This is a genomic window from Hydrogenophaga sp. (assembly GCF_036675665.1).
GTDB lineage: Bacteria > Pseudomonadota > Gammaproteobacteria > Burkholderiales > Burkholderiaceae_C > Hydrogenophaga.
In genome coordinates this window covers 79,734-93,007 of record NZ_JAKFEO010000037.1, presented here as the reverse complement: position 1 = coordinate 93,007, position 13,274 = coordinate 79,734, and the positions used below count along the sequence as shown (strand labels likewise).

Annotated in this window: 10 protein-coding genes; 7 read left to right on the top strand and 3 right to left on the bottom strand. The window is 69.2% G+C overall.

Going from position 1 to position 13,274, the window contains the following annotated elements:
• Nucleotides 1–106: 106 nt before the first annotated feature.
• Nucleotides 107–1,462 (bottom strand): aspartate aminotransferase family protein, encoded by a 1,356-nt coding sequence (locus V6M63_RS15100; protein ID WP_332743166.1) that lies wholly within the window; start codon nucleotides 1,460–1,462, stop codon nucleotides 107–109.
• Between the two features lie 94 nt (nucleotides 1,463–1,556).
• Between V6M63_RS15100 and V6M63_RS15095 the strand changes: the two genes are divergently transcribed.
• From V6M63_RS15095 to V6M63_RS15080, 4 genes are all read left to right on the top strand, one after another.
• A complete protein-coding gene (locus V6M63_RS15095; RefSeq protein WP_332743164.1) occupies nucleotides 1,557–2,756 on the top strand; it encodes a YbfB/YjiJ family MFS transporter in 1,200 nt (399 codons plus the stop codon).
• 104 nt (nucleotides 2,757–2,860) lie between these two features.
• The gene (locus V6M63_RS15090) at nucleotides 2,861–4,165 is read left to right on the top strand and encodes a hypothetical protein (RefSeq protein WP_332743162.1); all 1,305 of its coding nucleotides are present in this window, start codon (nucleotides 2,861–2,863) and stop codon (nucleotides 4,163–4,165) included.
• 109 nt (nucleotides 4,166–4,274) lie between these two features.
• Nucleotides 4,275–5,204, top strand: coding sequence for an agmatinase (speB, locus tag V6M63_RS15085; protein WP_332743160.1), 930 nt, complete (start codon nucleotides 4,275–4,277; stop codon nucleotides 5,202–5,204).
• A 2-nt stretch (nucleotides 5,205–5,206) separates the two neighbouring features.
• Nucleotides 5,207–6,511: an NAD(P)/FAD-dependent oxidoreductase gene (locus V6M63_RS15080; protein ID WP_332743158.1), complete on the top strand. Its 1,305-nt coding sequence runs from the start codon at nucleotides 5,207–5,209 to the stop codon at nucleotides 6,509–6,511.
• Between the two features lie 7 nt (nucleotides 6,512–6,518).
• Here V6M63_RS15080 and V6M63_RS15075 read toward each other — a convergent pair whose 3' ends face one another.
• Entirely contained in the window at nucleotides 6,519–7,646 is a 1,128-nt protein-coding gene (locus tag V6M63_RS15075; protein ID WP_332743157.1) for a beta/gamma crystallin-related protein, read from the bottom strand.
• 148 nt (nucleotides 7,647–7,794) lie between these two features.
• On the bottom strand, nucleotides 7,795–9,276 hold the full coding sequence (gene pdxR, locus V6M63_RS15070) for a MocR-like pyridoxine biosynthesis transcription factor PdxR (RefSeq protein ID WP_332743155.1): 1,482 nt from the start codon (nucleotides 9,274–9,276) through the stop codon (nucleotides 7,795–7,797).
• Between the two features lie 98 nt (nucleotides 9,277–9,374).
• Between pdxR and V6M63_RS15065 the strand changes: the two genes are divergently transcribed.
• The 3 genes from V6M63_RS15065 to V6M63_RS15055 all read left to right on the top strand — a co-directional run bounded on the left by V6M63_RS15065 (nucleotide 9,375) and on the right by V6M63_RS15055 (nucleotide 13,158).
• Entirely contained in the window at nucleotides 9,375–10,166 is a 792-nt protein-coding gene (locus V6M63_RS15065; protein ID WP_332743153.1) for a gamma-glutamyl-gamma-aminobutyrate hydrolase family protein, read from the top strand.
• Between the two features lie 156 nt (nucleotides 10,167–10,322).
• Nucleotides 10,323–11,693, top strand: coding sequence for a glutamine synthetase family protein (locus tag V6M63_RS15060; RefSeq protein WP_332743151.1), 1,371 nt, complete (start codon nucleotides 10,323–10,325; stop codon nucleotides 11,691–11,693).
• Nucleotides 11,694–11,718: 25 nt separating this feature from the next.
• Nucleotides 11,719–13,158: an aspartate aminotransferase family protein gene (locus V6M63_RS15055; protein ID WP_332743149.1), complete on the top strand. Its 1,440-nt coding sequence runs from the start codon at nucleotides 11,719–11,721 to the stop codon at nucleotides 13,156–13,158.
• The last annotated feature ends 116 nt before the right edge of the window (nucleotides 13,159–13,274 follow it).

Sequence of the window (13,274 nt, the reverse complement as noted above, 5' to 3'; positions counted from 1 at the left end):
TCGGCGCCACCCCCCTGAGAGGGGGGCGACACCTGAGGCCCGGCAAAGCCGGTTCCTCGGTGTCCCTTGCTTGCGCCCTCTCTTTGGTGTTGCCTCTTCAGCGGGATCAGGCCAGTGCGCTGAGCAATTCGTCGAACACCGCCAGCAGCCGCGCCACGTCATCCCGCGTGGTGGCGGGTGACACCAGCATCATGCTGTGAAAGGGCGTGAGCAGCACGCCGCGGTTGAGCATGAAGAGGTGGGTGAGCGCTTCCAGATCGCCTTGTGCGTGGTCGCGCACGTCCTGCGCGTTGCGCGGCGTGTGCGGCATGAACTGCAATTCCATGCGGGCGCCCAGTCGGGTGACGGTCCAGGGTCGGCCCGCGGCTTCGATGCGCTCGCGCAAGCCGAGCTCCAGGGCCGAAGCCACATCCAGCATGTGCGTGTAGTTGGCGGCGGTGTGCAGGTGTCGCAGCGACGCCTGCAGCGCGGCCAACGTGAGCGCATTGCCCGCCAGCGTGGTGCCGATGCCGCTGTGGCCCTCGGGGGCGGCGTTCTTGGCCTGTACCATGCGCTCGGCCATGGCCCGCGTGAAGCCGTACACAGCGCACGGCAGGCCACCGGCCACCGCCTTGCCCACCACCATGAAGTCCGGCTCGAGCCCATGGGCTTGCGCGTAGCCGCCCAGCGCGGTGGAGATGGTGTGGGTCTCGTCACACACGAAGAGCACGCCGTGCTCGCGGCAGAGCGCCCGGGCGGCCTCCCAGAAGCCGGGCGCGGGTGGCACCAGGCCGAAGTTGGTGAGGGCGGGCTCGGCCAAGAGGCAGGCCACATCGCCGGCTGTCAGTGCCGCTTGCAGGGCGGGCAGGTCGTTGAACGGCACCACGCGCGTGAACGCGGCGTGGTTGTGCACCTGGCCCAGCACCGAAGCGCGCGGCAAGGTGGCGCCGCTGGCCAGATCGAGATCGACCAGCGTGTCGTCCACCGCGCCGTGGTAGCAGCCGTCGAACACCAGCAGCTGCGCCCGGCCGGTGATGGCACGTGCCCAGCGCAGCACGAAGCGGTTGGCATCGCTGGCCGACAAGGCCATCTGCCACATCGGCAGGCCGAAGGTGGTTGAAAGGGCCTCGCCCACGGCCACCGCGTGGGTGGCCGGCAGCATGCAGGTGAGGCTCTGTGCCGCCTGTTCGGCAATGGCGCGCGCCAGCGGTGCCGGGCTGTGGCCGAACATCGCGCCGGTGTCGCCCAGGCAGAAGTCTTTGTACCGAACACCGTCGGCGCAGGTGAGCGTGGCGCCCTCTGCCTGCGCCACGAACAGCGTGGCGGGGCTGGGCCAGTCGCGCATCCAGTGCAGCGGCACGCCAAAGAGGTAGTGCTGCTCTGCGGCTCGGGCCAGCGCCATCGATTGCGGGTGGCTGGCAATGAAGCGCTCGCGCTCGGTGAGCTGGATCGAGCGGAGGATGTCGGGGCCAAGGGTGGTCATGCCGGCAGCTTAAGCCTGCAGGACTGCCGGGTGTCGCCACGGGCGCAGTGGTTGGCTCGTCGCCCGGCAAATTGGCACCGACAATGGCCCGGCCATGAACCGCCCTGACACCTCCGTCGACCACACGCCCTACATCCGCCTGGCACTCGCCTTGTCGCTCGGCGCGGCCGTGTCGCTGGGCATCACACGTTTTGCATACGGCCTGCTGCTGCCGCCCATGCGCGAGGACCTGGGCTGGAGCTACACGCTGGCCGGCGCCATGAACACGTTCAACGCGGTGGGTTACCTCATCGGCGCGCTGGCCACGCCCTGGTTGATGCGGCGCTTCTCGCCCACCGGCCTGTTGATCGCAGGCTCGCTGGGGGCTTCGCTGTTCATGGGCTTGAGCGGCTTCTTCACGGCGGCGGCGCCCTTGCTGGCGCAGCGCCTGCTGGCCGGCGTGGCCAGTGCGCTGGTGTTCATCGCGGGCGGTCTGCTGGCGGCGCGGCTGGGCGCGCGGCAGCCCGAGCGCAGCGGCTTCCTGCTCGGCATCTACTACGGCGGCACCGGCCTGGGCATCGTGATCTCGGCACTGGGCGTGCCACCGGTGCTGGCGGCCGCAGCGCAACCGCACGGCTGGGCCTGGGCCTGGTGGGCGCTGGCGGGGGTGTGCCTGCTGGCCACCGCGCTCATGGCCTGGCCCGCGCGCGTGCTGGCGAACCTGCCTGCGCCTGCGGCCAGCACGGCCGCAGGCAGTGCCCGCGTGTTCCGGCTGCGCGATTTTGGCTATGCGCTCGCGGGCTACACCGGTTTCGGTGTGGGCTACATCGGCTACATGACCTTCGTGATCGCGCTGCTGCGCGAGCAGGGCAGCGCGTCCGGCGCCATCACCGGCTTCTATGCGCTGCTGGGCTTGGCGGTGATCGCGTCCTCGCGCATCTGGGCGGGCCTCTTGGACCAGCACCGCGATGGCCAGGCGCTGGCGCGGCTCACCGCGCTGCTCGGGGTGGCGGCCATCGTGCCCGCGCTCACCGCGAGCTGGCCGCTGGTGCTGGCCTCCGGTCTGGTGTTCGGCGGCGTGTTCCTGTCGGTGGTGGCGTCGACCACCGCGCTGGTGCGGCACAACCTGCCACCCGCGCAGTGGGCCGCGGGCATCAGCGCCTTCACCATCGTGTTCGCGGCCGGCCAGATCGTCGGCCCCACGGTGGTGGGCTTCATCGCCGACGGCCCCGGGGGCCTGGCGCGCGGCCTGGTGTTCTCGGCCATTGCGCTGTGGGTGGGCGCGGCGCTGGCATGGCGCCAGCGCGCGCTCTGAAGGTCAGATCATCCGGGTGGGGCGCCGAGGCCGATGCTACCGGCGGCGTGGCTTCCCTGCCTGACGGGGGGGCATCGCGTCGACAGCGTCGGCACAATGCCGCCATGCGACGTTTTCTTCGACCCTTGGGCATCCTGGCCGCCTTGTTCCTGCTGCTGGGCGTGGCCGTGGTGGTTGTCCTGCACCAGTGGACCGGCAGTGAGGGTTTTCGCCAGCGCCTGGAGCGCGAAGCCTCGGCGGCGCTCGGTGTACCGGTGAGCCTGTCGCGCGTGACGGTGGATGTGTTTCCGTTGCCCGCGGTGGCGCTGGAGGGACTGCACATCCAGGCCCGACCGCCCCTCACGCTGGAGCGTGTGGAGGCGCGCCCGGCGTGGTCGGCGCTGCTGCGGGGCCGGCTGGTGGTCTCCACCCTCGTCGTCCGCCAGGCGGTGTTGCCGCAGGCCACCATCGTGCTGCTGGGCGCGCGTGTGCAGGACCCGGCCACGCAACCCACCGAGTCCGGCGCCACTGGCGAGGCTGTCGACCTGAGCTGGCTGCCGCGCCGCGTGGTGCTGGACGACGTGACCTGGGTCGGCGTGCAGGGCCGCAGCAGCACGGTGCAAGCCGAGCTCGCCCTGGACGAGGACGGCTGGCCTGCCAACGCCACGGTGGCGGTGATCCGCGGCGCGCTGGAGGGCACCAAGGCGTTGCTCCAACGCGAGGCGGACCACCAGACCGCGTGGACCCTGAAGGTGGACGTGGGCGGCGGCACGCTGCAGGGGCCGCTGACGGTGAAGCTCCCCGCGGCCTCGGCCCCGGTGCGCGACCTGGTGTTTGAAGCCTCGCTGGAAACGCGCGGCGTGGAGGTCTCGGCCCTCACCGCGCCCAGCCGCACGCTCACCGGTCGACTCGACGCGAGCACCACCTTGTCGGCCCGCATCAACCCGCGTGCCGGCACCGCCAGCGTGGCCGACGCACTGCGCAGCCAGACCCGCTTCACGGTGAACAACGCGGTGCTCCACGGCGTGGACCTGGCCAGGGCGGTGGCCACGGTGGGCCTGTCGCGCGGCGGCAGCACCGCACTGGACACGCTGGCCGGTCAGGTGCGCACGCGCGGGCAGCGGATCGAACTGACGAACCTGGTGGCCAGCTCGGGTGTGCTGGCCGCCACCGGCGAGGTGACGGTGGCACCGTCCAGGGCCTTGTCGGGCCGGGTGCGCGTGGACGTGACGCGCGGCGCGGGCGGGGACGTGGTGGGTGTGCCGCTGGTCGTGGGCGGCACGCTGGACGAGCCCTCGGTGAGCCTGAGCCGCTCGGCCCTGCTGGGCGCGGCCATCGGCACCGCGCTCATGCCGGGTGTGGGCACGGGCGCGGGCGCCAACCTGGGTGAGCGCCTCGGTGAAGGCATCAAGGGCCTGTTCGGCCAGTGACGCCAAGGTGGGGGTGGACGCCGGTTGCCGAGCGGAATTGGACTCACGCTCCCGGCCCCTCGGGGGTATCTTCTGGCTCCACTTCGCCCCACCCCACCGAGGACCTGCCATGGCCATGGGTCAGTTCGCTTACGCCAACAACAGCAACCGTTTTCTGGGCTGCGCGCCGCTGGCCGATCAGCCGTTTGCGGTGGCCGGTGTGCCGTTCGACGGCGTGGTGACCAACCGACCCGGCGCGCGTTTCGGCCCGCAGGCGATCCGCTCGGCCAGCCTGATGCTGTGCGACGGCATCCACCCGGTGTTCAACGTCTCGCCGCTGGCCCACCTGGGCGACGCGCTCGACATGCGCCTGCCCAACGCCTCCCCGCTGCCCGAGGTGCGTCACCACATCGAGGCGCAGGCCGCTGCGTTGATGGCGCAGCACCACTGTGTGTTTCTGGGCGGTGACCATTCGGTGACGCTCTCGCTGTTGCGCGCGGCGAAAGCCCGGCATGGGGGCGAGCCGTTGGCGCTGGTGCATTTCGATGCGCACTGCGACACCTGGAGCGACCACTTCGGCGAGCCCTCGGGCCACGGCACCTGGACCTATGAAGCACTGCAGGAAGGCCTGGTGAGCGCGGCGCACACGGTGCAGATCGGCATCCGCTCCAGCGGTGAGCGGGCGGCGCGCGAGTACGTGGCCGACCAGGGCGGGCAGATCTTCACGGCGCGCGCGCTGCGTGGGCTGGACGGCGCGGGGCTGCAACCCGCCATCGACGCGATCCGTGCGCGCATTGGCCAGCGCCCGGTCTACCTCACGCTGGACATCGACTGCCTGGACCCCGCCTTCGCCCCGGGCACCGGCACGCCCGAGCCCGGTGGCATGACGAGCTCGCAGGTGTTGACCCTGCTGGAAGAACTGGCCGACCTGAACTGGGTGGGCATGGACTGCGTGGAAGTGGCGCCGGCCTACGACCACGCCGAACTCACCAGCAACGCGGCGGCCACCTTCGTGTGGACCTACCTGAGCGGGCAAGTCGCGAAACAGAAGAGGGTTTGAGCATGGCCTCGCTTGTGCGCTCCGACACCCAGCTCAACCAGAAGAGCTACTACGAGGCCAGCGTGACGCGCCCGGCGGCGTGCCCCGCGCTGGCCGAATCGCTGAGCGTGGACGTGGTGGTGGTGGGCGCAGGCTTCAGTGGCCTGAGCGCTGCGCTGGAGCTGGCGCAGCGCGGCCTCTCGGTGGTGGTGCTGGAGGCCGAGCGCATCGGCAGTGGCGCCAGCGGACGCAATGGCGGCCAGGCCATCGTCGGTTTTGCCAGCGGTCAGAGCCCGTTTGAAGACCAGCTCGGTGCGGCCGACGCGCAGCGCGCGTGGGACATGTCGCTGGAAGCCATCGACCTGATCGATGCGCGCATCGCACAGCACGGCATCGATTGCGACCGGGTGAATGGCTACGTGTACGTGGCCGACTCGGCGCGCAAGCGGCATGCCCTGCATGAGGAGATGGAAGGCCTGCAGCGGCGCGGCATCGAGGTGGACTGGGCCGAAGGCGCCGACCTGCCGCGCCTGATCAACAGCCCGCGCTATGTGGCCGCCGCGCGTGAGCAGCGCTCGGGCCACCTGCACCCGCTGAAGTACGCACTGGGCCTGGCGCGCGCCGCGCAGGCCGCCGGTGTGCGCATCTTCGAACACGCCCCGGTGACCAGTCTGCAGCGCGGTGCCACGCTGGTGGCGAGCACCGCACAGGGCCAGGTGAGGGCGCGCTTTGGCGTGCTGGCAGGCAACTGCATGCTGGCCGAGTACGGCCCGGCGGTGGCGCCCGAGATCGCGCCGCGCATCATGCCGGTGGGCACCTACATCGTGGGCACGGCGCCGCTGGACCCCGAGCTCTGCGCGCGCCTGATCCCGCGCAACGCGGCGGTGTGCGACAACAACTTCGTGCTGGACTACTTCCGCTTCAGCGCCGATCACCGGATGTTGTTTGGGGGGCGCGTGAGCTACACCACGCGCACGCCGGCGAACCTGTCGACCTTGATGGCGCGGCGCATGGCCGAGGTGTTCCCGGCGCTGGCTCAGGTGCCGATCGAATTCGTGTGGGGCGGGTTTGTCGACATCAGCATGAACCGCGCGCCCGACTTCGGGCGGCTGGGCGACAACGTCTACTACCTGCAGGGCTTCAGCGGCCACGGCGTGGCGCTCACTGGCCTCGCGGGGCAACTGGTGGCCGAGGCGGTGGCCGGGCAGGCCGGCCGCTTCGATGTGTTTGCGCGGCTGCAGCACCACCGGTTTCCCGGCGGGCCGCTGCTGCGCATGCCCAGCCTGGCGCTGGGCATGCTCTGGCACCGCTTGCGCGACGCGCTCTGAGCCGGCTTCAGCGCTGCTGGTCTTGCTCGCGCGGTTCGCCGCGTTCGTTGACCGTGATGCGGTTGCCGGGCGCCGATGCCGTCTGGATGCGGTGGTCGGTGCCGCGGAAGTTGTAGGTCACGTCCCAGTAGGCGGGTTGTGCGCCGCCGGGCACGTTTTCACAGCGCTGCACGTCCTGCGTCGTGGGCTTGCCGTCGCGACCGAACTGCGCGCCGATGGCGCCGCCCGCCACCACACCACCGACGGTGGCGATGTCCTGGCCCGAGCCGTTGCCCACCTGGTGGCCCAGGATGCCGCCGAGCAAGGCGCCCACCACGGCGCCCGGGATGTTGGCACCGCTGCGCTCGGCCGGCACCTGCGTGCTCTCGACCCAGCAGCGTTGGCCCGAGGTGGCCAGCACGGCGCGCGAGGAGGTGATGTCGGCTTCATACAGGCGCTCGCCATTGCGGCGGCGGCCGTCGTAGGCCGGCATGGGGGCGGGCGCGTAGCGGTTGTCGGACACGCGGGTGTTGCGTGGCAACACGCGCACCGAGGTGATCTCGTCGTTCAGGCCCATCGCGGCCAGCGACGGGTATTGGCCCGGGCGCAGCACCATGCACTGACCCCGGTAGCGGTTGTTTTCACAGACCTCCCAGCGCTCACCCGAGACCACGGCCGAGGAGGCGCGTTCGTTGAACCCGGTGCGGCGCAGGTTGGGCACCTGACCCGTGGCGGTGTAGGAGCGGCCCTGGAAACGCTCGTCGTCGAAAAAGGTGATGTTCACCGCGGCCGGTGTGGTGCCCGGCAGCGGTGCGTAGCGGTTGTCGGCCACCCGCTCGTTGGCGGCGATCATGCGCGCCGAAGAAATGCCGTCTTCCAGGCCGATGTCGTAGAGCGCGGGGTAGCGGCCCGGGCGCAGCACGGTGCAACGACCCCGGAAGCCATCGTCTTCACACACCTCCCAGCGGTTGCCGACCACCACGACCGACGAGGCCCGGTCGTTGAATTTGTGGCGCTGCAGGCTGGGGATCCGGCTGGTCATGCGCAGCGACTCCCCTGTGAAGCCGTCGTTGGCGTAGAGGGTGGCCTGGGCAGCGACTTGCGTGCTGAATGCCAGGGTGGTGGTGGTGAGCAAAAGGCCGAAAAAGTGTTTCATGTCAACGTCTCCTGTGGGGGTGACGTCGAGATTGAGGTCCGGCCAGGGGGCGGTCTGTGCGTTGGCGCACCGCCGAGTGTTGCAAAACCTCGGGTATGAGAGGCCTTTACCCGACAGATACAGGAAGCGTGATTTCCGACCGCTTCGATCAGGCCTGCAGCGCCTGCCCCACCATGCCGGCCAGCACCGGCCCGCAGCGCGCAATGTCGGCCAGCGGCGCGTAGCCGTAGCCGATCACCAGGCCCTTGAGGTCCTTGCGTTGCAGGCAATAGGCCGAGAGCGGGCGCACCGTCATGCCTTGCTGGGCCACGCGCTGGGCCAGGGCCCTGTCGTCGATGTCGCCGGGCAGGCGCAGGCACAGGTGCAGGCCTTGCTCGGCGCCGCTGATGTAGGGGCCGCCGGCGGTGAGCACCGGCTTGAGGGCTTCGAGCAGGCACTGGCGGCGTTCGGCGTAGTTCTGCCGCGCGCGGCGCAAGGCGCTGGCGAAATGGCCCATTTCAATGAACTCGGCGAGCGCGGCCTGCACCGGCATCTGGCCGGGGCGGTTGAGGTCGTAGTGGGCCTGCTTGAACGCGACCACCAGCGGTTTGGGCACCACCAGGTAACCGAGCTTCAGGCCGGGGTAGAGCACCTTGGAGAAGGTGCCCATGTAGAGCACGCGGCCATCGGTGTCCAGGCCTTCCAGGCTGGAGATGGGCGGGCCGCTGAAGCGGTATTCGCTGTCGTAGTCGTCTTCGAGCACCCAGGCGTCGTGCGCGCGCGCCGTGGCCAGCAGCTGGTGGCGCCGTGGCAGCGTCATCACCGCGCCGGTGGGGTATTGGTGCGACGGTGTCACGTAGATCAGCCGCGGTGGGTGGGTGCTGTCGCCGGCGCTCGGGCTGATGCCCTGCTCGTCCACCGGCACCGGGTGGATGGCCAGACCCGTGGCCATGAAGGCCTTGACCGCGCCCCAGTAGGCCGGGTCTTCCACCCACACGGTGTCGCCATGGTCGGCCAGCAGGCGCGCGCAGAGTTCGAGCGACTGCTGCGTGCCGCTGGTGATCACGACCTGGTCGGCCTCCAGCTGCACGCTGCGGAACACGCGCAGGTAGTCGGCCACCGCGCGGCGCAGCGGCGCGTAGCCGCCCGAGGTGTTGTAGTCGAGCATGTCCGGGTAGGTCATGCGCCAGTGCTTGTTTTGCAGCCGCTGCCACAGCGCGACGGGAAAGGCACTGAAGTCGACCATGCCCGGGGTGAAGGGCTGCACCTCGAGCTCGGTGGCGCAGAAGGTGCTGGAGAGCGCGATGCCGCGCGTGGACAGGCGCCCGGCCTGCAGGGTGGCGGGCTGACCGCCGTTGCGGGCGCCCCGGTTGGGCGCGGCACGCGGCACGTTGTCGTTCACGTAGGTGCCACTGCCCACGCGGCTGGCCAGGTAACCCTCGACGCTGAGCTGGTTGATCGCGGCCACCACGGTGTTGCGCGAGAGCGAGAGGTCTTCGGCCAGGTCGCGGCTGGAGGGCAGGCGTTCACCGGCGCCGAGCTTGCCGTCGAGCATGGCGCGGCGCAGCGCCTCGTAGAGCTGGCGATGCAAGGGCAGCGCGTCTTGCGTGCCCAAGCGGTTCATTTCGGCGAGCAGAAATTCGGACAGCATGGTGGTTCAAGGCAAAGTGGCACCACGGTGTGGGCTCAACTGGCTCTGATTGTGATCCACTTCAATGGCCACAATGCCATCCATTGCCTGGAGAGAACATGAACAAGCCGCCGTGCATGGTCTGGCTGCCCGCCGACCACCGCTTGATGGGTGACCACGGTCATCAGATGCCCTTTCTGCTGCTGGGCGACAAATACGCCCGGGCGGTGAAGGTGGGGGCACAGGCCCAGCCGGTGATGTTTCCACTGGCCGACACCGACCAGATCAACGACCTGCTCTCGCTGGTGGACGGCGTGATGCTGACCGGCTCGCCTTCCAACGTGCACCCTTCCCATTTCGCCGAGGACGTGGCGGACCCCAGCCTGCCGCTGGACGCCGACCGCGACCTGCTCACGCTGGCGCTGGTGAAGGCCTGCGTGTTCGAGGGCGTGCCGCTGCTGGGCATCTGCCGCGGCTTTCAGGAGATCAACGTCGCCCTGGGCGGCACGCTGCACCAGCGGGTGCAGGAGGTGCCCGGCCTGAGGGACCACCGCGAGCCCAAGGGCGCGCCGCCCGACGAGCAGTACGCGCCGAGCCACAGCGTGCACTTTGCCCCCGGCAGCGTGTTCGAAGAATGGGCCGGCGGCCCCGAGGCGCAAGTCAACTCGCTGCACGGCCAGGGCGTCAACCGCCTGGCCGACAGCCTGGAGGCGCTGGCCCATGCGCCCGACGGCGTGGTGGAGGCCTTTGGCGTGCGCGGCGCGCGCACCTTCGCCTACGCGGTGCAGTTCCACCCCGAATGGCGCTGCTGGGAGACGCCGTTCTACGCCGCCATCTTCGAGGCCTTCGGCCGTGCCTGCCGCTCGCGCCACAGCCTGCGCCTGCAGGCGGCCGACCTCGCACGAGCATGACATGAACACCCCCCTGCGCCGCTGCGCGGCTTCCCCCCTCTCTGGCGCGCCTTTGGCGCTGGGAGGGAGGACGGCATCTCGGGCCGGCGGAGCCGGACCCTTGGTGCCTCCGGAGGACGCGGGCATCACCCCACACAACCACAACGGAGATGGCACATGACAGCCCCCGAAAAGAAAATGACCTTCAACGATCTGGAGAACTGGCTCAACCAGAACCGCGTGACCGAGGTCGAGTGCCTGGTGCCCGACCTAACCGGTGTGGCGCGCGGCAAGATCCTGCCGCGTGAGAAGTTCACCGAGGACCGCGGCATGCGTCTGCCGCAGGCGATCGTGGCGATGGGGGTGACGGGGGAGTTTCCGGCCAGCGGGCCGTACTACGACGTGATCGAGCCGACCGACCGCGACATGCAGCTGCGCCCGGACCCGACCACCGCGCGCATCGTGCCCTGGGCCACCGACCCCACCGCGCAGGTGATCCACGACTGCTTCGACCACGACGGCAAGCTCGTGCCCTTCGCGCCGCGCAGCGTGCTGCGCCACGTGTGTGAACTCTTCGACGCCGAGGGCCTGGACCCGGTGGTCGCGCCCGAGCTGGAGTTCTACCTGACCGCGCGCAACACCGACCCGAACACGCTGCTCAAACCCCCGATCGGGCGCAGTGGCCGCGCCGAGACCTCGCGCCAGTCGTACAGCATCGACGCGGTCAACGAGTTCGACCCGCTGTTCGAGGAGATCTACGACTACTGCGACAAGATGAAGCTCAACGTGGACACGCTGATCCACGAGGCCGGCGCGGGACAGATGGAAATCAACTTCTTCCACGCCCACCCGCTGGGTCTGGCCGACGAGGTGTTCTTCTTCAAGCGCACGGTGCGCGAGTCGGCGCTGCGCCACGACATGTACGCCACCTTCATGGCCAAGCCGATCGCGGGCGAGCCCGGCTCGGCGATGCACGTGCACCAGAGCATCCTGAACAAGAAGACCGGCAAGAACATCTTCAGCAACGACGACGGTACGCCCTCCGAATCGTTCTACCACTACATCGGCGGTCTGCAGCGTTACATCCCGGCGGCCATGGTGCTGGTGGCGCCGTATGTGAACAGCTACCGCCGCCTCTCGCGCCACACCGCCGCGCCCATCAACATCGAGTGGGGCCACGACAACCGCACGGTGGGCATCCGCTCGCCGATCTCCAGCCCCGAGGCGCGCCGCGTGGAGAACCGCGTGATCGGTGCCGACGCGAACCCGTACGTGGCGATGGCCATGACGCTGGCCTGCGGTTACCTGGGCCTGAAGAACAAGATCAAGCCCAAGCCCGAGATGAAGGGCGACGCCTACCTCTCGCCCTATGCGCTGCCGCGCAGCCTGGGCGAGGCACTCGACTGGCTGCGCCGCGAGACCGACCTGCACGACGTGCTGGGCAAGGAATTCATCACCATCTACACCGAGATCAAGGAGCTCGAGTTCGACGAGTTCATGAAGGTGATCTCACCGTGGGAACGCGAGCATCTGCTGCTGCATGTCTGATTGAAAGAGTGAAAGAGAAGCCCGAATGAACACCTCGACCCTCATCGCCCCGCCCGCCCTGGTGCGACGCGCCGAACAGCACGACACCCAGGCCATCCAGGCGCTGGACAGCGCCCACTTCATCCACCCGTTCACCGACCACGGCGACCTGGCCACGCGCGGCTCGCGCGTGATCACGCGGGCCGACAACATCTACGTGTGGGATTCCGAGGGCCACAAGATCCTCGACGGCATGAGTGGGCTGTGGTGCGTGAACGCGGGCTACGGGCGCAAGGAACTGGCCGACGCCGCCTACCAGCAGATGATGACGCTGCCGTTCTACAACAGCTTCTTCCAGACCACCAACGTGCCGGCGGTGCAGCTGGCCAGCAAGCTGGCCGCGCTCGCGCCCAGGGTCGGCGGTTGGGGTTTTGAGCACGTGTTCTTCAGCTCCAGTGGCAGCGAGAGCAACGACACCAACGTGCGCATGGTGCGCCGCTACTGGGACCTGTTGGGCCAGCCGCAGCGCAAGGTGATCATCAGCCGCATGAACGCCTACCACGGCAGCACCATGGCCGGCGCTTCGCTGGGCGGCATGAGCGGCATGCACGCGCAGGGCGATCTGCCCATCCCCAACATCACGCACATCGGCCAGCCCTACTTCTTCGAGAACGCGCTGCCGGGTGAGAGCCAGGACGCGTTCGGCATCCGCGCGGCCGGTTGGCTGGAGGAGAAGATCCTCGAACTCGGCGCCGACAAGGTGGCCGCCTTCATCGCCGAGCCGGTGCAGGGCGCCGGCGGCGTGATCATCCCGCCGGCCACCTACTGGCCTGAGATCCAGCGCATCGTGGACAAGCACGGCATCCTGCTCATTAGCGACGAGGTGATCTGCGCCTTCGGCCGCCTGGGCCACTGGTTCGCCTACGAGAAGTTCGGCATCCGGCCCGACCTCATCACCTTCGCCAAGGGCGTGACCAGTGGCTACATCCCGCTGGGCGGTGTGATGGTGGGTGACCGCGTGGCCAAGGTGCTGATCGAGCAGGGCGGCGAGTTCAACCACGGCTACACCTACAGTGGCCATCCGGTGGCTTGCGCGGTGGCGCTGGCCAACATCGAACTGATGGAGCGCGAGAACCTGGTGGGCCGGGTGCGCGAGGACACCGGCCCGTATCTCGCCGAGCGTTTTGCCGAACTCAATGACCACCCACTGGTGGGTGTGGCCGAGACCTGCGGTTTCGTGGCCGGGCTGGTGCTGGTGAAGGACAAGAGCACGCGCGCCACCTTCGACCCGGACCTGGGCGTGGGCATGATGTGCCGCGCCCACTGCTTCAAGAACGGCCTGATCATGCGCGCCGTGGGCGACCGCATGATCATCGCGCCGCCGCTGGTGATGACACGCGCCCAGATCGACGAGATGATGGCGTTGATCCACACCTGCCTGGATGCCACCCTGGCCCAACTGCGTGCCGCTGGCCAGCATGCGTGAATAGAATGCCCTCTGCAGTAGGCCAGAACACACCGATGGGGTGTGTTTTTGGCGGCGGCGGGTCTGGAACTTGCTAGATTGTTGTCCAGTCTTTCCATGCCTTTCGGTTCGAGTTG

Bases quoted from the DNA above. Each gene is read 5' to 3' on its own strand.
- V6M63_RS15100 (WP_332743166.1), bottom strand. From the start codon at position 1,462: ATGACCACCCTTGGCCCCGACATCCTCCGCTCGATCCAGCTCACCGAG.
- V6M63_RS15095 (WP_332743164.1), top strand. From the start codon at position 1,557: ATGAACCGCCCTGACACCTCCGTCGACCACACGCCCTACATCCGCCTG.
- V6M63_RS15090 (WP_332743162.1), top strand. From the start codon at position 2,861: ATGCGACGTTTTCTTCGACCCTTGGGCATCCTGGCCGCCTTGTTCCTG.
- speB (WP_332743160.1), top strand. From the start codon at position 4,275: ATGGCCATGGGTCAGTTCGCTTACGCCAACAACAGCAACCGTTTTCTG.
- V6M63_RS15080 (WP_332743158.1), top strand. From the start codon at position 5,207: ATGGCCTCGCTTGTGCGCTCCGACACCCAGCTCAACCAGAAGAGCTAC.
- V6M63_RS15075 (WP_332743157.1), bottom strand. From the start codon at position 7,646: ATGAAACACTTTTTCGGCCTTTTGCTCACCACCACCACCCTGGCATTC.
- pdxR (WP_332743155.1), bottom strand. From the start codon at position 9,276: ATGCTGTCCGAATTTCTGCTCGCCGAAATGAACCGCTTGGGCACGCAA.
- V6M63_RS15065 (WP_332743153.1), top strand. From the start codon at position 9,375: ATGAACAAGCCGCCGTGCATGGTCTGGCTGCCCGCCGACCACCGCTTG.
- V6M63_RS15060 (WP_332743151.1), top strand. From the start codon at position 10,323: ATGACAGCCCCCGAAAAGAAAATGACCTTCAACGATCTGGAGAACTGG.
- V6M63_RS15055 (WP_332743149.1), top strand. From the start codon at position 11,719: ATGAACACCTCGACCCTCATCGCCCCGCCCGCCCTGGTGCGACGCGCC.